Here is a 25,846-nt window from a genome sequence, read left to right as displayed (position 1 = left end):
GGTTGGCATCTGGGCCTGCATGCAGACCCAGACTACCTTCGACTCAAGTTTGTTGTTCAGCGAAAAGCACCTGAACCATTGACCGGAAACAGAGTATCTACGCACAGAATAAGATCGTAGGTACCGGCAAGCGCAGCGTCGCCGTACATTACCCAATATTCGATGACTGCTATTCGCTCAGGCTGTGTAAAAACTCATTTTTGCTGTATCGCGGCATGTTCCCCAGCATCAAGCGTTACAAATGACTCTACATGCTGTGATTTTTAGACAGGTATTAAAGGGAGGTTTATATGGCCTGGTATTTGTTGCGATACGGCGCTAAGCAGCGGTAAAAATGGCAAGTGCTGCTAGCCGTAGAGTTCTTCTAGCCTACTGGCCAATCCTGCCGTCCCCCAGATCGATATCATCCTTTTCAGGTTATAAGCCAGAATATGCAAACTAATTTCTGTACTGACGTTTTTAAATCGTCGCATCAGGAAATGAGTGGCTCCCATCCACATTTTGATCGTTCCAAATGGGTGCTCTACCGTTTGCTTACGTACAAGCGCAGTTTGCGGTAATGCATCCAGCCTTGCCTGCATAACTTCCATTTCATCTTCATGAACCCATCGTTTTATACGCCTTGCGGCTACTTTGGATGTGGTGCATTTCGAACGCTGACTGCAGTCGCGACAGGCGATACAGTTAAAGTACATTTGCAGCTCCAAACCGTCTTCAACACCTACAAACCTATTCTGAAGCTCGTTACCTGTCGGGCAAATATAAATATCTTTTTCCTGGTCATACTTAAACAACGAGCGGTTAAAAAGGCCTTTGCGATCAGCGCCAGAAGTATCACCTTTTGGCACCAGGGCTACAGCTCCGGTATCAAGCACTGCTTTAATATCGTTGCGGCTGTAATAGCCTTTGTCGGCGAGTACGGTTATATCCTTTTTGCCAACAGCTGCCTGAGCCAACTGAGTTACCGAGTGCAGCTGGCCACGGTCAGTGGTGTTCGTGACTTCATGGGCAACAATCAGATGATTCTTCGTATCCACCGCAGTTTGCACGTTGTAACAGACTTGCCGATTCATGTTATTTGTTTTCATTAACCGGGAGTCAGGATCGGTTAAAGACAGTTGCTTATCTGGTTGCTGTTCAACAGTTTGTTGGATTTCTTGTAGTTCGCCTAAACGTTTCTTTAGCCATGCCAGTTTTGTTGCGGTTAACTCAGCATTTACATCAGTCTGTGCGTCGCGGTCAGCTTTATCGAGCTTTTCAAGATAGTTACTTATGCTTTGTTCGACCCTCGCTATATAGTCTTTCGCTTTTTGCGGCGTGAAGTTATTTTGTTTGCTGTTCACTGCCTTAAATTTACTGCCATCGATGGCCACAGTGATATCCGTGAACATTTGCATCTGTCGACATAGGTCAATAAAGGCACGGCAAGCATTCTTAATCCCTTTACTGTTGTTTTTTCTGAAGTCCGCAATGGTTTTAAAATCAGGTGTCAGCCGCTCCAGCAACCACATCAGTTCTACATTACGATTGGCTTCCTTTTCCAGCCGACGTGAAGATTGGATACGATTCAAATAACCGTAAATATAGAGTTTTAACATCGTGGCAGGGTGATAGCCGGGACGTCCGGTTTGTTTTGCTTCCACGCCGTCAAAGCCAAGCGCTTTAAGCTGTAGACCATTCACAAAGATATCGATGACTCTGACTGGATTATCACCACTGACAAAGTCGTCCAACGCTTCCGGCAACAGAGTGACCTGGTATCTGTCTTGACCTTTGATATGTTCTGTCATGGCTGCGCACACTAGGTTGATTCGTATGCAGATAAGTTTAGAGCTGCTGACCTACGACAGTTCAGGTATATCCAGAATGATTGATCATAAAAACCGACCATTTAGACCAAAAGGTGATCAGCAGTTTTCACACAGCCTGCGCTCAAAGCTGCTATCCCAATCCCCAACAAAGCCAGCATCGGCAGCCATGGAGTGAGCGGTTAAGAGTGAGCGCGGGAGGCGCGAACGGGCGAACATGGTGGTGGCGATGTTGGCTTTGCCACTCTTAGCTGGTCAGTCGACCTTAGCAGCTCCAGCAATCTGCAATCAGCAATCCCACTAAAACCTGACCTTCACCCAACAAAAAAGCGCCTAACGGCGCTTTTTTCCATTCAAAATCCCAAACAACAACTCACTTCACAGTGTTGTAGTCTTTGCCAAAAATCTTGCCGAAGAAAGATTCTTTGTTCCAGGTTGGGCGCGCTGGGGCGTTGGCGATTTCGGTGCCGATGGCGTAGTTGATGTCGGCGAATAAGGCGCCGTAGTCGTAACGGATGGCGCCGAAGTCTTTGGTGAGGCCGGCTACGTCATCTGTTGGTTTGTGGTAGTGCTTGGCGAAGAATTTGCCCCACACTTCACCGCCTTTTTGTTTCGGGTCGCGTGAGGTGAAACCTGTCATCAGGAACACTGAAGGCACACCTTGTTTCACCAGCGTGTAGTGGTCTGAGCGGGTGAAAATTGCCTGGTCTGGCATTGGGTCTGCCGCCAGTTTCACGTCATATAAACCAGCGGATTTTGCCACTACCGGGCCAAGGCTTGAGTGGTTCGCACCAAAGGCGACGATGTCGGCAAATGGGTATAACAGCACTGGCATGTCGAGGTTAACGTTGGCCACCAGCTTGTCAGCCGGGCGGGTTGGGTTGTGCGCGAAGTAGTCCGCACCCAGCAGGCCTTTTTCTTCACCAGTTACCGCAACAAATAAAATGGAGCGTTTTGGTTTTACCGGCGCGTTGACAAACAGCCGTGCGGTTTCCAGCATAATGGCCACACCGGCGGCGTTATCCATCAGACCGTTGTTGATGCGGTCTTTGCTGCGCATATCCACACCGACACCGATATGGTCGGAGTGCGCGGTCACTACCACGTATTCGTTTTTCAACACCGGATCTGAGCCTTCCAGCACAGCTGCGACGTTCGGGCTGCTGATTTGCTGGTGTTCAGACTGACGGCTGAAATTCACTTCACCTGGTAGCACAAAGCCTTTTGGCGCTTGTTTCTTTTCCAGCTGAGCGTAAATGTCTTTTAACGACACCGGCGCTTTAGCAAACAGCGCTTCGGCTGGTTTCATATCCAGTGATGCCGAAATTTTCAGCTGCGGATAATCACCTTCAGCCACGCCGTCGGCATGTAACCAGCGGATCCGTGGCTGGTGCAGGTACATAACGCCTTGCGCGAATGGACGCAGCTTTTCATCTTTAGGTGTGTTGACGGTGATAATACCGACAGCGCCTTTCTCGGCGGCGGTGCGGGCTTTTAATGAACTGATATGCGCCGCTTCTTCACTTGGCAGATGGTCCGGCCGGCCTGGCAGGATCACAACCACTTTGCCTTTGACATCCAAACCAGCGTAATCGTCGATGCCAAATTCTTTTGACACCAGACCATAACCAACAAACACCAGGCCGGCACTGACGTCGACTTTGCCTTCATGGCTGCTTGGGCCTGTCATAAATTGTTTCGGGAAAGCGAAATCTGTCGCTTTGCCATCAACGGTCAGGCTCAGTTTCGGGCTCGATTGCACCAGCTTGCTTTGTTTCATTGGTACCGGCTGCAGGTAACCTTCAGTGCCGGCAGGTTTTAAGCCTAACTGTTGGAAATTGCTGGCAATGTAATGGCTGGCGATCTGATGGCCCAAGCTTCCGGTATCACGGCCGGCGAGGGCGTCGTCAGCTAAAAACAGCATGTGGGCTTCAACACGTTCAGCCACAGCGCGCTGGCTGTTTTCTTTGTTGGCCACTTCAGGGGCGGCGGCAGCCGTTGGTGGCTGGCTGGTTTGCTGGCATGCGCTAAGCGCCAGTGCTGACCCGAGAGTCAGCCAGTGAATTGTTTTCATTTGTGTTCCTGTGAAATGATGACTGACGATTGACGTTGCCATCTTGTTATTAAATCAACTGTTTTTAACAAATCTTGCCGAGGCTAGCACAAAAGCAAACAACCGCCCAAGCGGGCGGTTGTGGTCAAAGCTGGCTACTGCGACGAAACGCAGGGAATCAAAGCCAGTCTGCGCCAGGGCGCTACTTGTGCTGACTGGGTTAATCAGCCAGCGCGCCTGGCATTTCTTCTTCTACCGGCGGATCTATCCGTTTGGCTAACACTTTGTCGATGCGCTTGCCGTCCATATCGACAATTTCCAGTAACCAGTCGTCCAGTTCTACTTTATCCGCCGTTTGCGGAATTTTACCGAGCAACATCATGATCAGCCCGTTTAAGGTCTGGTAGCGTTTGCTGTCTTCTTCTGGCAACTTACTGATGCCTAAGCAATCTTTTAAGTCGATCACCGGCAGCAGGCCGTCCAGTAAATAAGAGCCGTCGTCACGCTGCACCACCATCATGTCCTGTTCGGCGGAATCTGCCTGATTAAACTCGCCGGTCAGCGCGTCCATCAGATCCTGTAATGTCACCAGGCCTTTGAGGTCGCCATATTCGTCGACCACAAACACCATCTGGCTGCCGGAGCTGCGGAAGTGCTCCAGCAGTTCCATACCGGTTAAGCTGTCCGGCACAAAGTTACAAGGCTGCGCCAGCTGTTGCAGGTCGTTTAACGTGCCGGCTACCGACTGTGCCAGTAACTGTTTGGCGGAAATAATGCCAATTAATTCATCGGCGTGGCCTTTGCAAATCGGGAACCGCGAATGCGGCGACTGCATCACGCGCTGCATGTTTTCGCTGAGGCTCAGTTCAACATCCAGAAACACGATGTCTGAGCGGGGCACCATCAACGATGAAATGCTGCGCTCGTCCAGGCGAAACACGTTTTTCACCATGGTGTGTTCGGTATGTTCAATCACGCCGCTGCTGGAACCTTCCTGCAGCATGGCCTGAATGTCTTCGTGCGTGACGTTGGATTCCTGGCTATGGGCAAAACCAAACAGCCGCATCATCGCGTGGGTAGAGCCCGTTAATAACCAGACAAAAGGTTTGGTCAGCAGCGCCAGCAGCAGCATCGGCTTGGCCATGATGCAGGCAATCGTTTCGGCGCTGATTTGGCCAATGCGTTTTGGCACCAGTTCACCGACGACAATCGACACATAAGTGACGACCACAACCACCAGCACTGTGGCGAAAATCGAGCTGAAGCTTTCAGACAGACCGTAGCTTTGTAACCACATCGAGAATGGGCCAGCGAGCACGGCTTCACCGAAGATACCGTTTAAGATACCAATCGAGGTAATGCCAATCTGCACTGTTGATAAAAATTGCGTAGGATCTTCGGCCAGTTTCAGCGCGATGGCTGCAGAAGAACGGCCGTTGTGAGCAAGTGCTGTCAGACGTGATTTGCGTGCTGTGACTATGGCTATTTCGGACATGGCGAATAAGCCGTTTAACAAAATCAGACTAACAAGTATGAGGATTTCCATATAAACCATAAGGTGACTGAGGAAAGCCGAGTATATCAAAAACTTTTGTCAGGTATAGGGGGCTATTCAGCGGGATGTCAGTTTCAGCCGTTGGATCGCGCACTTAATGGACTAAAAATCAGCGGAAAGACCACAGTTTGTGCGGAGTCAGCACCCGCGGCAGCGGCACATCCCAGGGTTCTGCCGGAACGGTGCCGACTTGCTGACACTGATGCGCCAGGCCAATAAGCAGTGGCTTTTGGCTGCCCTGTGGTAACGATGCCAGTGTGCGGTCATAAAAACCGCCGCCCATGCCAAGACGTTGGCCCTGGTCGTCAAAAGCCACCAGCGGCATAAAAATAATGTCGAGCTGCGCTGGCAATATAATGGCGCTGACGTCTGGTTTGGGCTCGGCAATGCCGAATTTATTCACCGTCATTACGGTATTGGCATCATAACGCTGAAATAGCAGGTAACCGGCGCAAAATGGGTGTAACACCGGCAGATACAGGGTTTTGCCTAGTTTTTGCAAGTGCGCTAATAAAGGTGCGGTATCCAGCTCACCGTCATTGCTGAGATAAAGGGCAATGTGCTGTGCGCTGTTTAGTTCGGTGATGAGATTGCTTTGTTCAACCAGCGCGGCGGCGTTTTGTTGTTGCTGCACGGGGGAAAGGGCTTGGCGGGCCTGACGTACTTGCCGGCGGATCGCGGTGCGAAGAGCTTGGCGCGGTGCCAGTTTGTCATTATCCGCATCAATAAAATCGGGATTAACAGCGGGCAAAGTGTTCTCCGAATTGCCGTGACCGGCGTAAGCCCTTGAACCAGAGGTTCAAGGCGGGAAACTAATCAGCACCGCAGGCTTCCCGATACGGGCCGGGCTTGCACAATAGCGCTGGAGAAGAAACCCTGATGTAAAGAATTATCGGCTCAGGGACATCAGCCAGTCACAAACAACTCAGAGAACGGCTGAAGTATACCACCGGAATCCAGCGAAATAAGCCTTATTCGTCGCTCTTTTTCGCTTCCAGCAACTCATTGCACAAATTTAACGCAATCATCAGCAACACGTCTTCGGCGCCATGCACACCCGGTTGATACTTGGTATTGCTGACCCGGCTTTCCAGTTCGCTGAGGGCCGCCTGCAGTTTTTCTTCCTGACCGGCCGGGCAGGAAATTTTCATATGCCGGCCTAATACAGCGATGGTCAGTTGTTTTGGTTTGTTCGGATTGGCTGCTGGTTTTTGCGCTTTTGGATACATAAATTGTCTGCTTTTATTGAAACTACAGTGGCAATTGCCGCTGTCTGGTTAATAGGTTCGGGGTGGTGCGCCCTTGGCGCTCAGGAAGCCCGGTGTTAGCATAGTGGCATTCAGCTTCACCTACAGGGTGCTCTACCGATGCCTGCACATCCTTTAATGAATTACGACCTTTGGACCAGCACTTTAGATCAAAATGCACTGATGGCCTCGGCAGCTGAGCTGCACGGTCTGGTTGCCGGAATGTTAAGTGCCGGCGTCCCCGCAGATGCGAATCAGATTCTACCAGTTTTACACGACTTCTTAAACGACGGGCAAGCGGTCAATGCAGCTTTAAAAAGCCAGATCAGTGAACTGATCACGGAAACAGCGCGGCAACTGGCCGACGAAGAACTGGGCTTCAGTCCTTTGCTGCCGGGCGACGATGATGCACTGCCCGAGCGGCTGGAAGCCTTAGTCGAATGGTCACAGGCGTTTTTGGTCGGTTTTGCCATTCAGCAAACTGATTTATCCATTGTCGCCGAAGAAGTGCGCGACGCTGTTGAACAGTTAACCGAAGTGACGCGTATTGATATCTACACGCCGGACGATACCAGCGAAGCTGACAACGAAGAGTCGTATTTCCTGGTGCTGGAGCACGTGCGCATCATGGTGCTGACCTGCTTCAGTGAAGTCGGCCAAAAGTTTGCCGCCGCCGAAGTGTCCAGCCAGACATTGCACTGACAGGCAGTAAACTCCGCCTGTGCTGAAACTGTGATCCAAGCCCGTTTAGAATGGAATAAGAGGCCTTGATGACGCCCGAACAAGTTACTGCTGTGATCCCTGTTGCTGTATATGCCAAGCGCCGCGCCGCGTTGCTGGCAACTTTAACCCCGGGATCGGTGCTGGTGCACTGCGCAGCGCCGGAAGTGATCCGCAGCCGCGACACCGATTATCCGTACCGTCAGGACAGTGACCTGCTGTATCTGACCGGTTTTCCTGAGCCGGAAGCCTGGCTGATTTTAAGCAAAGACAGCGACGGCAGTTGCCATGAGTTGTTGTTATGCCGGCCAAAAGACGAGCTGGCCGAAGTCTGGCAAGGCCGGCGCTTTGGCCCGGCAGCGGCCGCGTTGCAGTTTGGTTTACCAGCGTTATGCCATGACGTATTGGAGCAGGAGCTGCTGCAGGCGCTCAATGGCAAACAGACGCTGGTATTTGCGCAGGGCGCTTATCCTCAGCTTGACAACAAACTTTTCCAGACGCTTAGCACGCTGCGTACTTATCCCAAACGCGGATACAGCGCGCCGGTGCATATCCAGGACTTGCGTCCACTGACGGCAGAACTGCGGCTATTTAAAGACGAACACGAAATAACGCTGATGCATCAGGCCGGCCGCATCAGCGCCGGTGCACATAAACGTGCGATGCAAATTGCGTCACCCGGTGTGTTTGAATACCAGCTCGAAGCCGAAATTCGCCATTATTGCGCCATGCACGGTGCGCGGCAGCAAGCCTACAACACTATTGTCGGCGGCGGCGAAAACGGCTGTATCCTGCATTACACCGATAACAACGATGCCCTCAAAGACGGCGATTTAGTGCTGATTGACGCCGGCGGCGAACTCTTTGGTTATGCCGCCGATATCACCCGCACTTTTCCGGTCAATGGCAAATTCAGCCCCGATCAGGCCGCTTTGTATCAGGTGGTGCTGGACGCGCAATATGCCGCTTGTGCTGCGGTAAAACCTGGCAACAGCAGCCGTGATACGGTGGCGGCGGCTATTGCCGAACTAACGCGTGGCTTACGTGATCTAGGCATTTTGCATGGCGATCTGCCGACCTTGATCGCCGAACAAACCTGTAAAAAGTATTTTATTCATGGCCTTGGCCATTGGCTTGGCCTTGATGTACACGATGTCGGCGCTTATAAAGTCGGCGAGATTGAACGGCCGTTTGAGCCTGGCATGGTGCTGACGATTGAGCCTGGCCTGTATATTCCGTCCGGTTCGGATTGCGACCCACGCTGGTGGGGTATGGCGGTACGAATTGAAGATGATTTGTTGGTGATCAAAGATGGCCACCTGAATCTGACCGATACTGCGCCCAAAGAAATTGCTGACATTGAAGCTTTGATGGCACGCCGTTGATTGTTTTACGACAGTTGTTGTTAGCGGCATTTGTAGCAGCCCAAGCACAGGAGCAGATGTGAGTTCAGCCCAAAGCACGGCAAAGAACAGTGACAAGCCATTTGACCTGGTGATCGCCGGCGGCGGCATGACCGGCGCCATGCTGGCGCTGCAAATCACCCGCCAGTTGCCACACCTTCGCATTGCTATCATTGAGCAACAAAGTGTTGAACAGCAAGGCGGTGAACAACACACCACCAGCTTCGATAGCCGTAGCATTGCGCTCTCTGCCGGCAGTGTGGCGCTATTAGCCCGCTGGGGCCTGTGGCCTGAGTTAAAACCGCATGCCTGTGCCATCGAGCATATTCAGGTGTCGGACCGCGGCCATTTTGGCAAAAGCCGGTTAACCGCGACCGAGTTTGGCCGCAGCGCTTTAGGTTATGTCATTGAAATTGAATGGATTGGCCGGCTGTTATATCAACAGTTACAGCAAGTACCGGCGAGCCAGCTGACCTGGTTCAGGCCGGATCAAATCAGCGCTATCCGCACCGAGCGCGACTTGCGGCATTTGCAGCTAAAAAGTGGTACTGAGCTTTCGTGTCGCTTATTAGTGCTGTGCGAAGGCGGTGATTCGCCAAGCCGCGCGCTTGCCGGCATCGATGGCGTGCAACATGATTATCAGCAAAGCGCGCTGATTGCGAATGTAGCAGTCGCTGCGCCGCATCAGGGCAAAGCTTTTGAACGTTTTACCATTGATGGCCCGCTGGCGTTATTGCCATTAACCCAGCAGCGTTATTCGCTGGTTTGGACTTGCCAGCCAGAGCAGGCCGTTGCGCTGAAGGCACTGCCGGATGCGGAGTTTATTGCTGCGTTACAGCAGGCGCTTGGTTACAGCGCCGGAGTTTTTAGCGGCGTCGGCAACCGCGTGTTATATCCGCTGAAGTTAAAAACTGCAGCCAAAGCGGCCGACCACCGGCTGGTACTCTGTGGCAACAGCCTGCACAACTTACATCCCATTGCCGGACAAGGTTTTAATCTGGCGCTGCGGGATTTAGATGCGCTGTTGCAGCTGCTGGCTATTCACAGCCCGGACGCTGGATCTTATGGGCTGACCCGGCAATATCAGCTGCTGCGAAGCGCCGATATGGCGCAGGTGGTGGGTTTTACCGACAGCCTGGTGCGATTATTTTCTAACGACAGCAAACTGCTGGCGCTCGGCCGAAGCCTGGGTCTTACTGTGCTGAACCAGTGCAGCGTGCTGAAACAGCCGTTCGCAGCGCTGACGATGGGGCTATCACCGCTCGCCAGCCAACAGCAACAAATCGCGTTGTACCAGCAAACAGCCTCTCAAGTGACAACTCAAACAGCCACTCATGCGGCCACTTATGAAGCAAAAGGCGCCGCCACCGGACATTCATCATGTTAGATACCGATATTCTGATCACCGGCGCCGGCAGTGCTGGTCTGACTTTGGCGTTATTGCTGGCGAAAAATAGCCCGGATTTGCAAATCACCGTGCTCGAACAAGGGCCGGCACCGCAAGCCGGTGCGGCCAGCTTAAACCGCGTCAGTGCACTCAATCTGGCCTCCATGCGCGTGCTGGACAGCCTTGGCGTCTGGCAATTGTTAAACGCCAAACCGGCTTATCAGCAGATGCAGGTGTGGGAGGCGGATAGTTTTGCCCGCATCGAATTTGCCACCAGTGATTTAGGCGCGCTTGATGCGCAAAACGGTAGCTCTTCACCCGCGCTCGGTTGGATTGTCGATAACGAAGAACTGCGTTGTTGTTTATATCAACGTGCCCAACAGTATCCGAATATCCAATGGAAGTTTGATGCCCGCATCCAGCAAATCAGTGCCAGCGAGCGACAGAATCTGCTGACGCTGGCTGACGGCAGCGCCTATATCAGCAAATTGCTGGTCGGGGCGGACGGTGCGAACTCGATGGTGCGCGAGCAGTTAAAAATGCCGTTGGCGTTCTGGGATTACGATCATCATGGTTTAGTCGCTGTGGTGCGCACCAGCGAGCCGCATCAGGCGACTGCCCGCCAGGTGTTTTTGCCGACCGGGCCATTGGCGTTATTGCCACTGGCCGATCCTCACTTAGTTTCAATCGTCTGGAGTGTGGCGCCGGAGCGTGCGGCAGAGCTGATAACTCTGCCTGCCGAACAATTTAATCAGGCGCTGACGGCGGCCAGTCAGTCGGTGCTGGGCGTGCTTGCTGTACAAAGTGAGCGGCGCAGTTATCCACTGAAAATGCGTTATGCCAGCCAATGGGTGAAGCATAACGCCGTGCTGGTGGCAGATGCGGCGCACACCATACATCCGCTGGCCGGGCAGGGCATGAACCTCGGGCTGATGGATGTTTGTGCATTAGCAGAACTAATAGTACAAAATATCTCCACTGGTCGAACCTGTAACGAGCAACGCATGCTGCGGCAGTACGAACGCTGGCGAAAAGCCGAGGCGCAACAGATGATTGCGTTGATGGAAGCCTTCAAACGCGGCTTTATGTTGCAGCATCCGCTGGCCAAGCTGGTACGAGCTGTTGGCATGGCGGCCACTAATCAGCTGGCGCCGGTGAAGCGGCAGCTGCTGGCGGCAGCGCTCGGCAATCATGGCGATTTGCCAGCTGTGGCGCGGCCTGGCGTCATCTCTTTGTAATGTTGTTCGGCTAAAGCGGTCATAGCGCCTGTTTTCGGATTATTAAATCTAATCGAAAAGGGGCTATTTGACGTGGAGTCCATCGGTTATAATCCGGGCCATCTTTTGGTGGCCAGTCGGTTATAACGGCATCCGCCCGACCTACTGTGTCACTTTCTGCCCTTACAGGTTTAATACCTAGACAGCCGGCTATGTACCGGCACCAGAGGAAAGTACTGATGGCTCAACAAACTGTGTTATACGCAAAACATCTGGAAGCTGGCGCAAAAGTGGTTGATTTCCACGGCTGGGACATGCCACTGCACTACGGTTCACAGATTGAAGAGCACCACGCTGTGCGCCAAGACGCCGGCATGTTCGACGTGTCACACATGACCATCGTTGACCTCAAAGGCTCTCGTACCCGCGAATTCCTGCGTTTCTTATTGGCCAATGACGTGGCCAAACTCACAGTCCCTGGCAAAGCCTTATACAGCGGCATGCTGAATGAAGCTGGTGGCGTCATCGACGATTTGATCGTCTATTTCCTGACTGAAGATTTCTTCCGCTTAGTGGTGAACTCCGCCACCCGCGAAAAAGACTTAGCCTGGATCAACGCACAAGCCAAAGCCTTTGACGTCAGCGTCACTGAGCGTCCTGAATTTGCGATGATCGCGGTACAAGGCCCGAACGCCAAAGCCAAAGTCGCTACTATCCTCTCCGCTGAACAACAAGCTGCTGTAGCTGGCATGAAACCATTCTTTGGTGTGCAAGCCGGTGATTTGTTTATCGCCACCACTGGTTACACCGGTGAAGACGGTTACGAAATTTCTGTCCCAGAAGCCCAAGCGGCTGATTTCTGGCAACAACTGTTAGATGCGGGCGTTAAACCTGCCGGTTTAGGCGCACGCGACACACTGCGTTTAGAAGCAGGCATGAACCTGTATGGCCAGGATATGGACGAAACCGTATCGCCACTGGCCGCCAACATGGGCTGGACTATCGCCTGGGAACCAAGCGATCGTAACTTCATCGGCCGCGCGGCGCTCGAGCAGCAAAAAGCAGCGGGTACTGACAAGCTGGTTGGTCTGGTGATGGAACAAAAAGGTGTGTTACGCCACGGCCAGCGCGTCGTCGTAGAAGGTGGCGAAGGTGAAATTACTTCAGGGACTTTCTCGCCAACCTTAGGTTATTCTATTGCGATGGCCCGTGTACCGGCTTCGACCGGCGACAGCGCTGAAGTGGACATCCGTGGTAAATTAGTACCGGTTAAAGTCGTCAAGCCGTCTTTTGTCCGCATGGGCAAAAAAGTCGTCTAAACTGGCTTTTGCAGAATTTTTTATACAAACACTCAATAAAAAACGTCGAGTTAGGTCCGAGGAATAAATAAATGAGCAATATCCCTACCGAATTAAAGTATGCATCTTCTCACGAGTGGCTGCGCAGTGAAGGCAACGGTGTGTACACCGTAGGTATTACTGAGCACGCTCAGGACCTGCTGGGTGACATGGTATTTGTTGAGCTGCCAGAAGTGGGTGACTCTGTCGCTCAGGGCGACGACGTTGCAGTGGCTGAATCTGTGAAAGCTGCCTCTGACATCTACGCACCAATCGCCGGTGAGATCCTCGAAGTGAATGAAGCACTGACCGATTCACCAGAGCTGGTTAACAGCGCGCCATACACTGACGGCTGGATGTTCAAAATCAAAGCGTCCGACGAGAGCGAAGTTGCTGGTCTGTTAGACGCCGCTGGTTACAAAAACGCCATCGACGAAGAATAAGCAAGGCTAAGAGCCAGCGCCGCAAAGCCCCGTTTTACGGGGCTTTGATTTAGCGGCGGGCACAGCCTTGTCGCCAGCTTGCTGGCCAAAACTGAATTTCGGCAACCGGTGGCCCAATCGCCGCCGGCAGCGTACAAACAGCTTTTAAGTTCACTATCAGGAATCTCAGGCATGACCACTTCAGTCAAAACCCTGTCGCAACTTGCGAATCATCAAGAATTTATCGCCCGCCACATTGGTCCGGACGCTGAGCAGACCCAGGCCATGCTGGCCGAATTAGGTGTCAGCAGCGTTGAAGAGCTGATCGCTCAGACAGTGCCGGCCGGTATCCGTCTGACCACGCCACTGGCGACAGGCGAAGCAGTTAACGAAGTGGAAGCGCTGTCCTACTTAAAAGCAGTCGCCAGCAAAAACAAAATCTTCAAATCATACATCGGTATGGGTTACCACCCAACGCACACGCCAAACGTGATCCTGCGTAACGTGTTAGAAAACCCGGGCTGGTACACCGCGTACACGCCATACCAGCCAGAAATTGCCCAGGGCCGTTTAGAAGCACTGCTGAATTTCCAGCAGGTTTCATTAGATTTAACCGGCATGGAACTGGCTTCAGCGTCACTGCTGGACGAGGCCACAGCTGCCGCCGAAGCGATGGCACTGGCTAAACGCGTCACCAAAAACAAATCCAACACTTACTTCATCGCCGATGACGTGCATCCGCAAACGATTGACGTGGTACGCACCCGTGCCGAGATGTTTGGTTTTGACACCATCGTAGGCAAAGCCGCTGACGCCGTGAACCACGATGTATTCGGCGCATTAATCCAATACCCGTCAACGACTGGTGAAGTGCGTAACGACGCGCAGTTAATCGCTGATTTAAAAGCGAAAAAAGCCGTAGTTGCGGTCGCAACTGACCCAATGGCGCTGCTGCTGTTAAAAGCACCGGGCGAATTGGGCGCAGACGTCGTATTAGGCTCTGCCCAGCGTTTTGGTGTGCCAATGGCCTTCGGTGGCCCACACTCAGCATTCTTCGCTACGCGCGACGATTACAAACGTTCTATGCCAGGCCGCATCATCGGTGTGTCAAAAGACCGCCGTGGCAATCAGGCGCTGCGCATGGCAATGCAAACGCGGGAACAACATATCCGCCGTGAAAAAGCCAACTCGAACATCTGTACTGCACAGGTGTTACTGGCCAACATGGCGTCGTTCTACTGTGTGTACCACGGCCCGCAAGGCCTTAAAAACATCGCTGAGCGCATTCACCGCTCTGCCGACGTGTTCGCTGCCGGCTTAATCGCCAAAGGCGTTGCACTGAAACACAACACCTGGTTCGACACTGTGACGTTCAGCCTGGCTAACCGTGCTGAAGTCATCGCGCGCGCAGAAGCCGCTGGCGTGAACTTCCGGACTGATCTGGCTGACTCTTTAGGCGTCAGTTTCAGCGAAGCCACCACTGCTGCTGATATCGCTGAACTCTTTGACATCGTATTCGGCACAGGCCACGGCCTGGACGTTGCAGCGCTTGACGCCGCTATCGTTGCTAAAGGCTCTGACTCAATTCCGGCTGATTTAGTACGTACTTCCAAGTACTTAACGCACCCGGTCTTTAACCAGTATCACAGCGAAACTGAGATGCTGCGTTATATCAAAAAGCTGGAAAACAAAGACTTAGCACTGAACCACTCGATGATTTCTTTAGGTTCGTGCACGATGAAGTTAAACGCCACCGCCGAGATGATCCCGGTGACCTGGCCAGAATTTGGCGCACTGCACCCGTTCGTGCCAAAAAATCAGGCGGAAGGTTATTACCAGATGATTGGCGAACTGGCCGACTGGCTGGTGAACATCACCGGTTACGACCAAATGTCGATGCAGCCGAACTCAGGCGCACAAGGCGAATACGCCGGTATGATTGCCATTCGCAAATACCACGAAAGCCGTGGCGAAGGTCACCGCAACATCTGTTTAATTCCGGTCTCTGCGCACGGCACCAACCCGGCAACTGCGGCAATGGCGAGCTTCGAAGTAGTACTGGTGGACTGTGACAAGTCAGGCAACATCGACATGGCCGATTTAAAAGCCAAAGCTGAAGCTGTGTCTGACCGTTTAGCGGCCATCATGGTGACTTACCCGTCGACACACGGTGTATTTGAAGAATCTATCCGCGAGCTGTGTGACATCATCCACGCCCATGGCGGCCAGGTCTACATGGACGGCGCCAACATGAACGCGCAGGTCGGTGTGACAGCGCCAGGCTTTATCGGTGCTGACGTATCGCACTTAAACCTGCACAAAACCTTCTGTATTCCACACGGCGGTGGCGGCCCGGGCATGGGTCCAATCGGTGTGAAGAAACAGCTGGCCCCGTTCCTGCCAAACCACGCGGTGGTGAAAATCGAAGACACCGGCGCCAACAACGGCGCAGTATCGGCCGCGCCATTTGGCAGCGCCGGCATTCTGCCAATCAGCTGGATGTACATCAAAATGATGGGCGGCGAGGGCTTACGTCAGGCAACTGAATACGCCATCCTGAACGCCAACTACATGGCGGCCAAACTCGACCCGATGTTCCCGGTACTGTACAAAGGCACCAACGGCCGCGTCGCGCACGAATGTATTATCGACATGCGTCCGCTGAAAGAAGCCACTGGCGTCACCGAAATGGACATCGCCAAACGCCTGATGGACTACGGCTTCCACGCACCGACGATGTCATTCCCGGTGGCTGGCACGCTGATGATTGAACCAACTGAATCAGAATCCAAAGTGGAACTGGACAAGTTTATCGAAGCCATGACTTCTATCCGCGCAGAAATTGCCAAAGTAGAAGCCGGCGAATGGACAGCAGACAACAGCCCGCTGCACTTCGCGCCGCACACTATGGCCGACATTTTCGACGCCAACTGGGACCGCGCCTACGACCGTCAATACGCAGCGTTCCCAACGCAGTACGTTGCCGACAACAAGTTCTGGCCAACAGTAACACGCATCGATGACGTCTACGGCGACCGGAATCTGATGTGTGCATGCCCAAGCCCGGAAGATTACCGGTAATAAAATTTTTGGGTTGTCAGCGTGTAATTAAGTTTGTGACTCACCGAAACACATAACCAAAAGGGCCGAAAGGCCCTTTTGTTTTAAATTCTTACTTCACAAGATATTTGGAGTGGTCTGGCGTAAAAGAATATTCGAGTTGTGCTAACGTGTTTTATGCATGCTAAGAAACGATTAATCGGACGAAAATTTGGTTAGTACTTACTTCCACTATTGAATATTCTGCTTACGCCAGTTATCAACAGCAATTGACAAGCGCTTACCTTTGACTGGTTTCTGCCATTCATCCCAGAAATTGACGGTCCCACTATTTGGCTTGTTTCTAGGTTCATCGATCCTAATTCTACTTGGCAGCAAACTCGCATCCCCAACTACTAACGCCTCGCCTGTATCAAGGGTCGGCAGGATGTCACTGAAACCGCCAAGACTATCGGGGAGAAGTCTCTTGATAACGCCCTGATCTTCAGCATTGGTCAGCCTCATGGACACGAAGTTGCTGCATTGGCTAAGCATCGTTTTATTAACCTCGGAAGGACGTTGGCTTATCACCACAAGGCTGACACCATACTTGCGTCCTTCTTTGGCAATGCGTTCGAAAATATCAAGGGAGATATCGTCAGCGGACTCCGCCATGTTTCGCTGGGGCATGTAAAGATGAGCCTCATCACACAGAAGTGCTATCGGATGGCGTAGTTCTGATGGTGTCCACTGCTGGATTGAGAATGTAACCCGCGCGACAAGGGAAACGATCAGCGGAAGAACGTCTGAAGGTACTTCGGAAAAATTGATGATCTTAATCCCTGCTTTGCCATTCTCCCCTGAGCAACCGAGCACTGCCGTGGTGAATTTTTCAAGCCAGGTAAAATCCAGAACATCTCCGCCGCCACTGAACATGAAACCAAGACGTCTATCAGAGATTTTGTTCTCAAGGCGTGAAATCATTCGTGCTAACTTTCCGAAGAAGTCTCCCTGCTTTTCTTTACCGGCCGATGCGCCTGGCACCATCTCCACGTTGATCTCGTTCAGCCTGCCCATCAGAACTTCCAGATCGAATGGAACCGGGCTATCTACTGTGAAGTGCTTCAGAATGTCCTCTTGGCCGTCGTCATCTAAGTACTTTCTTTTGGCCTGGTTGATCTCACGGGACATGATCATTGCCTGGTTAGGCGCATTCTGATCACTTCGGTCAACAAACATTGAGACGAGCGCTTCATACGAAAGCAGCCAATACGGCAGGTAAAGCACGCCCTCGTCAATGGTGCGTTTTGCCTCCACATCTGCAGGTCCGGCTACCTTGAAGTGCTGAATACTCTTTCCCACCAATGGTGAGTATTCACCATGAAGGTCAAAAACAATGGCGTTAGCCGTAGAGAGCCCTGCCATCTGTTCAATAATCTTGGCTGTCGTCCAGGACTTACCTGACCCTGTGCTGCCGCCGATGAAAGCGTGGCGCTGGAAAAATTTGTTACCGTTAAGATAGGCAATAGCGTGTTCGTCAAGTGTGTATTTGCCCAGTGTTAGGGCATTGCCATCTGCTGAGACGCTAGAGAGCGTACGCATAAATCCGGTAAGGTTTTCGCCCTCTAGCGAAAAGCAATTTGCGTCAATTTCTGGAACACTTTCCAGAGTGCGGCGAAATACATTTTCTCTATCTCCATCACGATCCAGCATCGTGCCGATCAGTGCGATTTTGCACAGATTCAGTTCTGATGTCCGCTCGCTGATGCCATCATTGACTACGTCCTCGATACCACGCTTACGTGTCACCTGGGTTATGAGCCCGATGAGATGCTGTCCAGGTCTACTGCTTTGGAGCACGGCCAGATGGTTGACTTGTAATCTTTTGAGTTGGTCTATATTTTCTACGTCCACGATAACGTTTGTCGTATCGACGGAAGCAACCTTTCCAAGGGCATCTTCATCCCTAAAATTGAAAATCGGCATATCTTCTTCCTACATGATAAGTGACAGGTAACCCTCAAGACTCCACAAGTTTCTTTCAACGGTCACTGAAGTCTTATCCAATGAGGAGTAAACGATTGACTGGTCGTCGCTGGCTCCCCGCTCTATTGCAAGGCAATTTTTCGCTTTACCGTCCTTGATTAGGTTTCTGGCAGCGTCTGAAAGGCCATAGGTAATAATCGTTATTGGGATATTCTGCCGCTGACATCTCGCCATGAGTTTTGGCTGTATGTGCTCGTCATTGAAACCGTAGCCAATACACAGGTATGAGTTCGCCATAGTAATCGCTTGGTCGGCATTGTTGATAATTGATCGGTATGGTTCTAAATGCGTCGTTTGGTATTTCTGAGTGCCGGGAGTTACTATCTCCGGCTTGTAGTTGACAGGGATTCCTTGAATATTTGATAGCGCTACAATGTCGTCGAGCGGCGATTTAAACCAGTCCAGCGAACCGTGCACCTTCCAGATATTGACTCTGCGGGCAGAGTTTATCTCATTCGGTGCAGCCAGTTGTCGGAAAAATCCGTGTGTGAAGCCCGTGTAATGATGAATTCGCGCCTGATCGCAGGCGTATTCAGCGAGTCGATCGTAATTCGTAGTAACAATATTTAATCTGGTAAGGCTGCTTTCAAACATGTGGCTCAGTAGCCGGCTTAGTGGAAACATAGCCTGATTCTGCAGGCTTTTATGGTAAATGTTGATATCTTCAGTGTTGAGGAGTGACCAGGTAGTACTAATAATTCTGGAGGTTAGCAGTTCTGTTACAGCTACCTGATGTAGCGCAGATTCTAGGTCAACTCCTGCAGTCAGTTTGTCACAGAAATTCTGCCAAACGGTTACCTCACCAGTGGATAATCCGGAAATATTGATATTTTCAGTCAGATACTTTGCGAGCGCAGCCATGCCGGACATTCCATGGGCGGCCGATGCGCCACTGCCTAAGATTATAAGGGGAGCCTTGTTGTAGTAGTCCTGAGCTTGTTTTTTGTAGTTCACATCAGACATGTCAATTGCACCATTATATTTCTCTGAATCATTTTTGTGAGCTCTGATGAACAGACACTTTTTTCTAAACGTATAATTTTCAGAAACCAAGGAATGTACTTTCTGAATATCAGTGTGAACAAATTAAGTCGTTTTTTCTATCTTTCTCGTGATGCGATGATCATTGCTTACCTTTTTTGAAAGATCTTTCAATCTTTTGATTGGGAACGATAGCAAATTTTTACCAAAACCCTTTCGGTGGATGTATTCCTCAGCAATAACGTATCCTGGGCCATTAAAAATTTCTTCGTATTGACCGTTTTCATAAATTTTGATGCCAATGTAGTAGTCGGATATTTTTCTAAATGTAAGTGAATCTTTGAAAGTGGCCTTTATTTGAACTTTCTTCCCGCAAGGAGTTTCACCGTCATAGTCTTTTGTTAGTCCTTCATAAAGTTTTATGTTGTAGTCACGTTGAACGATAGCTTCTCCGATATCTCCTACAAGCCTTCCATCGATTGTGAATTCCTTGCTTGGTAGAGCTTCTTTTAATAGCGCTATCCCAGTAAAAATATTCTTTAGGGCATCTTCTATTACTTTATGTGTAGGCATCACTCTGTACTCTGGTTTATAAAGACAAATTGCAATTAGAAATTAGATAGCAGCGTTATCAATCATAATTGTTCAAGCAATTTTCAACCGCTCATTCTCACAAACCAAAACTCCCTTATCACACTGAACTTGCGCCAACTGACTCATCCGTTCCACGGCAGGTGCTGTTGCACGCTGAAAGCCGAGCAGGCCCAAGGCAGCTGAAGCGGCGTCGCTGATGCTGATGGCGTGGGCGTCTTGTACTGTCAGTAATAAGGCGTTGGTTAGTTCTGCGTCGCAGACGTTTTCCAGTTTGCGGGTATTGGCGTCGGCGCTGTTCCAGTTGCGCAGTTTTACTGTGTTGCGGCCTTGGGGCCATAGCACTTCGTCTTGGTCCTGGCGGATCAAATCTCTGTTTGCGGCGCTCTCAATTGCCTGGTCTACGGTTCGGCGGATTTTGGCACCAACCCGAGTGAGGCCGGCGGCGTTGGCAAGGCGTGTGGCCACTAATGAGGCATAGATTGGGTATTCGGTTTCGACAATCCGCTCTACGGCATGCACCAGTACGCTCAGTGGAATGGCGCTGAAGTCATCTACCTGCGGGATATTGAGTTTAGATACATCGGTCTTTTTATAAGGCGTGGTACAGGCGGCAAATTCTTCGGGTTCCGCTTCGACCCGCAAAATAGGTGCAGCTTGTGCAGCTGCCGTACTCAGCGTTATTTTTGTTTTATGTTCAGTGTCGGCAGTCTGCGCTTGCAGCCGGCTGTCGTGCTGGGCAATGGCCTGTTCGATTAATGTGTTTAACCGCTGCAGTTCTGCTTCCGGGTCGCGGTACCAGTCGGTGGACCAGAGGCGGGCGAATGTCCAGCCTAATCCTTCCAGCACGGACTGACGCAGGCGTTCACGATCCCGTGCTGATGCGGCACTGTAATAACCGGCGCCATCGTATTCGAGCGCCAGCACAAATTTATCCGGCTCAGCCGGGTGACACACGGCAAGGTCGATGTAATAACCCTGACTCCCCACGCGGGTAGCCACCTGATAGCCCAGCCGCTGGATTGCCTGATGGAGCAGGGCACCAAAGGCAAAGTTTTGTTCCTGCTGTTCGTGGTGAGTTTTATCGAGTTTGCCCGAGGCAGCAAACTGCAAAAAGATTTGCAGCGCCCGCACGCCAAAAGGACTGTCAGTCTCGACTTTGAGCTCTTCACCTTTAAAATTGGCAAATACTTCCATGGCCAGCCGGGCGCGTGATATCAGCACGTTTAAGCGCCGTTCGCCGCCAGGTTTATTCAGCAAACCAAAGTTCTGGCTTAACTGGCCATTGTTGGTTTTGCCATAACAAATACTAATCAGAATAACGTCGCGTTCGTCGCCCTGAACGTTCTCCAGGTTCTTCACAAAGAACTCGTCGCCGCCGGCGTGCCGGGCAAAGAAGTCATCCGTTTCCGGGTGCAACCGGCGCTGTTTTTCCAGCTCCAGTAATATGGCGTCCCGCTGCGACAAGCTGAACGCCACCACACCCAATGACAAATGCGGTTTACTCAGCGCATGTTCCAGCACTGCGGTCACCACGGCTTTCACTTCGCCGGCATTGGTCCGGCTGCCGCCTTTGTCATAGTGGGTTTCGGGCAAATAGTGAAACTGTAAGCCGGTCGCGTCCGGGTGAAAGCCTGGGCTTGGAAAAGCGACCAACTTGTTTTGGTAGAACTGATCGTTGGATACGGCAATCAGCGAATCATGCCGCGAGCGATAGTGCCAGCGCAGCATTTTTGACGCAGCGCCACGCGCTTCCATCAGCGCCAGAATACTTTCCATTTCGGCCGTGGCACTGTTTTCCAGCTCTTCTTCTTCCAGCTCAACCGCTTTACCAAACAAACTGTTTGGCGGCATTTGTTTGCTGTCGCCAACCACAATCACCTGCCGGCCGCGCAGCATGGCACCTAACGCATCCGGGGCAGGGATTTGGCTGGCTTCGTCAAATATCACCAGGTCAAAGTCCAGGGCACCTTGTTTCAGATAAGTGGCAATCGACATCGGGCTCATCATAAAAATCGGTTTGATCTGCTGTATCACATTGCCGGCCTCTGCCAGCAGTTTACGGATGGGGATATGACGCTTTTTCTTCCCCAGCTCACGCAGCACCAGCTCCATTTCACCGATGGCGGTTTTTCTCGGCAAACGCTCATACAGTCGACTGACCAGCAACTCTTGTGCGTAGAACAAACTGGCACCATCAATCCGTTTAAAGTCTTGCAAAGACTGCTGGTGTTTATTGCGATCAAAACGTTTGATGGGCTCGCTATTGCCATACGCATGCTCCACGAGGCCGCGATAATAGCTGAGCTCAAACACAGTCATTAACAATTCCGGGGAACGTTGCCAGCTGTGCGCAAGTTCGGTGACAGGCTGAACCTGATAAGGCGAAAACGCTTCAATGATCTGGTTGTAGCGGGCGTAGTCATATAACTGAGCAGCGTTTTGCCAGCCAGCTAACATGGAAGTCAGTTGCGGCAGTGGCATGGTCAGAACATTAAAAACAGGTTCCGCCGCTGCGATTTGCAGTATTTCTTTTATAGTTGTCAGCTGGATCAGCAGTTTGTTTTGCAATGCAGTCAGCATGTCGGCCTGATTGCGTAATAAGGCTTTATCAGCGCCTTGGTCAATCAGTTCAGCTAAAGAGGGTGGTAACTCCTGGCGATTGGTTTTGGCATAAAAATCATCGATCCACTGCCAGATTGTTGTCAGCGCAGCATGGTCCGACAGCTCGCCTTGCCACTGCATGCCAAATACATGGCCAAGTAAAATCTGATAATCAGCTAGTTCTTGTTTAGCCGCCTGATATTGCAGTGCAGTGTCCAGCGCGCGTAACCAGTCAGCGTTGTTATCTGGCAACTGATTACGCCAGAGTCCAGCTAATCTGGCTTTGGCCTTACGGTAGTCTGATGACAAAAAACGCCACCATTTATCAGTTTTGCCAATCAGTCCCTGTCTGATACTGAGCAAGTCAGCGTCCAGCGCCTGTGCAATAAAATGCTGTTCGCAATCAGCTTTCAGGTTGATAAAGGTTTGCAGGCAATGCAGGCCGCCCTGAATTTTTTTCTGCTCGGTCTGCCAAAGCGGATTGTTCACTTTGACGTTTTTCAGATCTGGCACGTTCGCCAGCCAGTCGGCGCTTTTTGCCAGAGACTGCAGCTTCAGTAAACTCTCTGGCGCATTTAGCTGCAGATAATGACAAAGCGCATCACTGGAAATGGCCAGTTGCTCAAGCATTGAAGCTGAGGCTGTCAGCGTTGTTGTCAGAGTTTGTTGCAGTGCGGGAGAGAAATCAGTGCGGCCAGACATGGCAAATGGATGTTGATTTGGTATGCCAATCTTAACCAGCTGTTGTACCAACTCCGCCAGCAATTTCTTCGCATTGCTATATCGCTCTTTGTCCCAATTGGCAAAATAGTTAAATGGGATCAAAGGCAAACTGGTATCCAGATCAAGCTGTTGCAGCTGTAACAAAGTACCTAACGCATCGATGTAGTTTATGCCGCTGTTGAGTATTGGCTGACGAATAGCCTGTACGTATGCATCCAGCTGCGCTTTCGCTGTGATTAAATCAGCAAGTTCAGCGTCACGGTTTTGAGTTTGTGGTTTTCCCTGATCCAGTGACTCCGCAATAGAGCTGAGTACCGCTTTCTTCGTGCTCTTATGGCTGTGCAATTCCAATACGGCAAAACCCAGATGAGTTTCATCCAGCCGTTTTTTCACCACTTCCAGTGCAGCCATCTTTTGCGCGACAAACAGCACCTTTTTACCCAATGCGACTGCTTCAGCAATGATGTTGGTGATGGTTTGCGACTTGCCGGTGCCGGGCGGCCCCTGGATAATCAAATCAGTGCCGGCTTTCATCGCCAGAATCGCCTCAATCTGCGTAGAGTCGGCGTCTTTGACCAGATGCAGTTTTTCCGGCTGGTTCAGATCTTCTGCTTTGACTTCTGTGCTGTCGGCAAAACCATCGCGAAATAACCTGCCAATCAGCGGTAAGGCGGAAGGTTTTTTCTGTTCCGGCCAGCTGGCCGGGTCCAGATCTGTGTACATCTGAAACTTGCCAAAAGAGAACAGTCCTAAACCAATTTTATCCGGATGCACCCGCCATGACGGTTGCGCTGCGATAGCATCTGTGACGGCCCGGTAATAGTCAGCAACAGTGCTTTCGTCTGAGTAGGCCGGCAGTATTAATTTAAATTCGGTTCTGAGTTTGGCTGCCAGCGTTAAATTAGATCCGAGGTCTTCGCCGGTATAACGAATTTTGAAACTGTCGCGGGCGGAAGAACGCACTAATTCGACCGGTACCAGGATCAGTGGCGCATATCGCGCCACTGCGGCGTTGGCGGGCTCACTCCATTGCAGAAATCCCAGCGCCAGATACAGCACTTCAATGCCTTGTTCCTGCAGCATGGTGTGCGCTTCGGCTTCAAGCTTCAGCAGCGATTTATCAAGTTTGGCCGGAACCAGACCCGTTTGCAGGTACTTGTCGCTGAAGCGGGAGCTGCCTTTTTTCTCTTCGAGGTATAAATCCAACGGTGGTAATTCAGTGCCGTCGTCGGACTGAAAGAAGGTGCCTTCGTCTTCATCGTCGGCAATTTTTTGCTGGTAAGCTTCGGGCAGAGGTAAAAAGCTGAGGGTTTGTTCCTGCTCCACCAAAAGGTCAAAAATCTTGGCAGATTGCTCATCAATGATATCCAGCGATTTAGCATTGCTGCGGTAATTGAGCTGTGGATTGGCGCGAAGCCCCATATCCAATAATTCAAGGCGCGCCCGTTCCAGCTGCTGCTCAACAACCATAAAATCCCTCTTTGAATTGTTATCTGTGACTACGCTGCTGCATATACGCACAGTTTTGGCGAGATAAAAGAAACATAACAACCCTTATTTGCAAATGCAATCCAGTTGGATTGTAACAAGCCGGTTTACCTTGTTTGGATGAGCAGATCCATTGCACGATAAAACCCCTGCAGCTATTTCTGCTGACCAGGCTGCCGATCCCGGTTGCGCTTGAACTGTGCTCTAAACCCGGCCTATAGTGTGGGGAAATGACCGATGCTTGTATTCGCCGTTCGTCCGGTGAGTGATTTCATAGTTGAGAATTCATGCAAATAACGTCCTTGTGTGTACGTGCACAAAAAATGCTGACAACGCCGCTGCACCTGAAGTGTGCCGGCGTTGTTGCGCTGCTGATCACTTTATTAGCCGGCACGCCGGCCCATGCTGCAGCGACTTTTAAAACCAATATGATCCAGTTTGATCCCTGGACGCGATTAGTTGCCGGCAGTGACGGTTCGCAAACTGAGGGGATCATCGTTGATTTGCTGAATGAGTTCGAACGGCGCAGCGGTTATAAAACCGAACGCACTATGGTGCCGTATGCCCGGGTTGAACAAAATCTGCAGCAGGGCAGTACCGATTTTTCTTTGATGGCCTGGGGGGAAGCCCGCGCGAAGTATGCGGAGCGGGGCAGTTGTCTGGTGCCGTTGTCTTTTGGTGTACGCGCCCGTAAAACTTTCGACATTCCCGATTATGATGCGTTGTATAAGATCCGCATTGGCACGCCACGCGGGCTGAAAATTGATCCGCGTTATGATGCTGATACGGTGATGAATAAACAGCTGGTGCTGGACTACACCACCGGCGTGATGATGGCGGGCCTCGGCCGTGATGTGGATGCTGTGGCCGGATCTTTGTCGACGATTAACTATCTAATCGAACAAAACCAGATGCAGGATAAATTCGACCAGACGCTGGTGTTAAATACCACCCATCTGGCGGTGGCGTTTTCGCGTAAATCGCCGCTGTTTGCTAAGCGCCATCTGGTGAATGCGGTGTTTGATGCGATGGCGCAGGATGGCACCGCCAGGGCTATCTACGAAAAATGGCTGGGTTTGCAAAGCCACCAACTGACGGCGGAAGCTGCGGCTCCCAGTTGCCAGCCGGCGAAATAGCCAGCCGGCAAAATAGCGAACCGCCGCGACGCAGGTTTACCGCTTGTTGCCCGCAGACAACCAGCGTAGTTGGGAGGGCGTTATCCGGC

17 protein-coding genes and 1 other RNA gene are annotated in these 25,846 nt (G+C 51.5%); 8 read left to right on the top strand and 10 right to left on the bottom strand.

What is annotated here, in order from left to right; translation table 11 throughout:
• Positions 1–347: 347 nt before the first annotated feature.
• The 6 genes from ATY27_RS05860 to ATY27_RS05835 all read right to left on the bottom strand — a co-directional run bounded on the left by ATY27_RS05860 (position 348) and on the right by ATY27_RS05835 (position 6,645).
• Positions 348–1,790, bottom strand: coding sequence for an IS1182 family transposase (locus ATY27_RS05860; RefSeq protein ID WP_208930740.1), 1,443 nt, complete (start codon positions 1,788–1,790; stop codon positions 348–350).
• 391 nt (positions 1,791–2,181) lie between these two features.
• Positions 2,182–3,882, bottom strand: coding sequence for a M28 family metallopeptidase (locus ATY27_RS05855; protein WP_208930741.1), 1,701 nt, complete (start codon positions 3,880–3,882; stop codon positions 2,182–2,184).
• Between the two features lie 199 nt (positions 3,883–4,081).
• Positions 4,082–5,407: a hemolysin family protein gene (locus ATY27_RS05850; protein WP_208930742.1), complete on the bottom strand. Its 1,326-nt coding sequence runs from the start codon at positions 5,405–5,407 to the stop codon at positions 4,082–4,084.
• 118 nt (positions 5,408–5,525) lie between these two features.
• A complete protein-coding gene (locus ATY27_RS05845; protein WP_244151277.1) occupies positions 5,526–6,167 on the bottom strand; it encodes a 5-formyltetrahydrofolate cyclo-ligase in 642 nt (213 codons plus the stop codon).
• A gap of 1 nt (position 6,168) precedes the next feature.
• Positions 6,169–6,351, bottom strand: a non-coding RNA gene (ssrS, locus tag ATY27_RS05840) — 6S RNA.
• Positions 6,352–6,387: 36 nt separating this feature from the next.
• Positions 6,388–6,645, bottom strand: a complete 258-nt coding sequence (locus tag ATY27_RS05835; RefSeq protein ID WP_208930743.1) for a cell division protein ZapA — start codon at positions 6,643–6,645, stop codon at positions 6,388–6,390.
• Positions 6,646–6,783: 138 nt separating this feature from the next.
• Here ATY27_RS05835 and ATY27_RS05830 point away from each other — a divergent pair, with 138 nt between their 5' ends.
• The 7 genes from ATY27_RS05830 (at position 6,784) to gcvP (ending at position 16,230) form a co-directional block, all read left to right on the top strand.
• Positions 6,784–7,365, top strand: coding sequence for a UPF0149 family protein (locus tag ATY27_RS05830; RefSeq protein ID WP_208930744.1), 582 nt, complete (start codon positions 6,784–6,786; stop codon positions 7,363–7,365).
• A gap of 68 nt (positions 7,366–7,433) precedes the next feature.
• Positions 7,434–8,768, top strand: coding sequence for a Xaa-Pro aminopeptidase (gene pepP / locus ATY27_RS05825; RefSeq protein WP_244151278.1), 1,335 nt, complete (start codon positions 7,434–7,436; stop codon positions 8,766–8,768).
• A 58-nt stretch (positions 8,769–8,826) separates the two neighbouring features.
• The gene (gene ubiH, locus ATY27_RS05820; protein WP_244151279.1) at positions 8,827–10,173 is read left to right on the top strand and encodes a 2-octaprenyl-6-methoxyphenyl hydroxylase; all 1,347 of its coding nucleotides are present in this window, start codon (positions 8,827–8,829) and stop codon (positions 10,171–10,173) included.
• A complete protein-coding gene (locus ATY27_RS05815; RefSeq protein WP_208930745.1) occupies positions 10,167–11,411 on the top strand; it encodes an FAD-dependent monooxygenase in 1,245 nt (414 codons plus the stop codon). Before ubiH ends, ATY27_RS05815 begins: the two co-directional genes overlap by 7 nt.
• Positions 11,412–11,629: 218 nt before the next feature.
• On the top strand, positions 11,630–12,709 hold the full coding sequence (gene gcvT / locus ATY27_RS05810) for a glycine cleavage system aminomethyltransferase GcvT (protein ID WP_208930746.1): 1,080 nt from the start codon (positions 11,630–11,632) through the stop codon (positions 12,707–12,709).
• Positions 12,710–12,780: 71 nt separating this feature from the next.
• Positions 12,781–13,170: a glycine cleavage system protein GcvH gene (gene gcvH / locus ATY27_RS05805; protein ID WP_208930747.1), complete on the top strand. Its 390-nt coding sequence runs from the start codon at positions 12,781–12,783 to the stop codon at positions 13,168–13,170.
• Between the two features lie 171 nt (positions 13,171–13,341).
• Entirely contained in the window at positions 13,342–16,230 is a 2,889-nt protein-coding gene (gene gcvP / locus ATY27_RS05800) for an aminomethyl-transferring glycine dehydrogenase (RefSeq protein ID WP_208930748.1), read from the top strand.
• A gap of 210 nt (positions 16,231–16,440) precedes the next feature.
• Here the strand turns inward: gcvP and ATY27_RS05795 are convergent, their stop codons facing one another.
• From ATY27_RS05795 to ATY27_RS05780, 4 genes are all read right to left on the bottom strand, one after another.
• Positions 16,441–18,174 (bottom strand): ATP-binding protein, encoded by a 1,734-nt coding sequence (locus tag ATY27_RS05795; RefSeq protein WP_208930749.1) that lies wholly within the window; start codon positions 18,172–18,174, stop codon positions 16,441–16,443.
• 9 nt (positions 18,175–18,183) lie between these two features.
• Complete coding sequence (locus tag ATY27_RS05790; RefSeq protein ID WP_208930750.1) at positions 18,184–19,197, bottom strand: SIR2 family protein; 1,014 nt, start codon at positions 19,195–19,197, stop codon at positions 18,184–18,186.
• A gap of 123 nt (positions 19,198–19,320) precedes the next feature.
• On the bottom strand, positions 19,321–19,788 hold the full coding sequence (locus tag ATY27_RS05785; protein ID WP_208930751.1) for a hypothetical protein: 468 nt from the start codon (positions 19,786–19,788) through the stop codon (positions 19,321–19,323).
• 72 nt (positions 19,789–19,860) lie between these two features.
• Positions 19,861–24,603 carry a DUF3320 domain-containing protein gene (locus ATY27_RS05780; protein ID WP_208930752.1) on the bottom strand — a complete coding sequence of 1,581 codons (4,743 nt, stop codon included), beginning with the start codon at positions 24,601–24,603 and terminating at the stop codon, positions 19,861–19,863.
• A gap of 305 nt (positions 24,604–24,908) precedes the next feature.
• Here ATY27_RS05780 and ATY27_RS05775 point away from each other — a divergent pair, with 305 nt between their 5' ends.
• Entirely contained in the window at positions 24,909–25,757 is an 849-nt protein-coding gene (locus tag ATY27_RS05775) for a transporter substrate-binding domain-containing protein (protein ID WP_208930753.1), read from the top strand.
• The last annotated feature ends 89 nt before the right edge of the window (positions 25,758–25,846 follow it).

The sequence above is a fragment of the Rheinheimera sp. F8 genome (assembly GCF_001518915.1).
The sequence above is the reverse complement of the archived record's forward strand: the minus strand, read 5'-3'. Positions and strand labels throughout refer to the sequence as shown.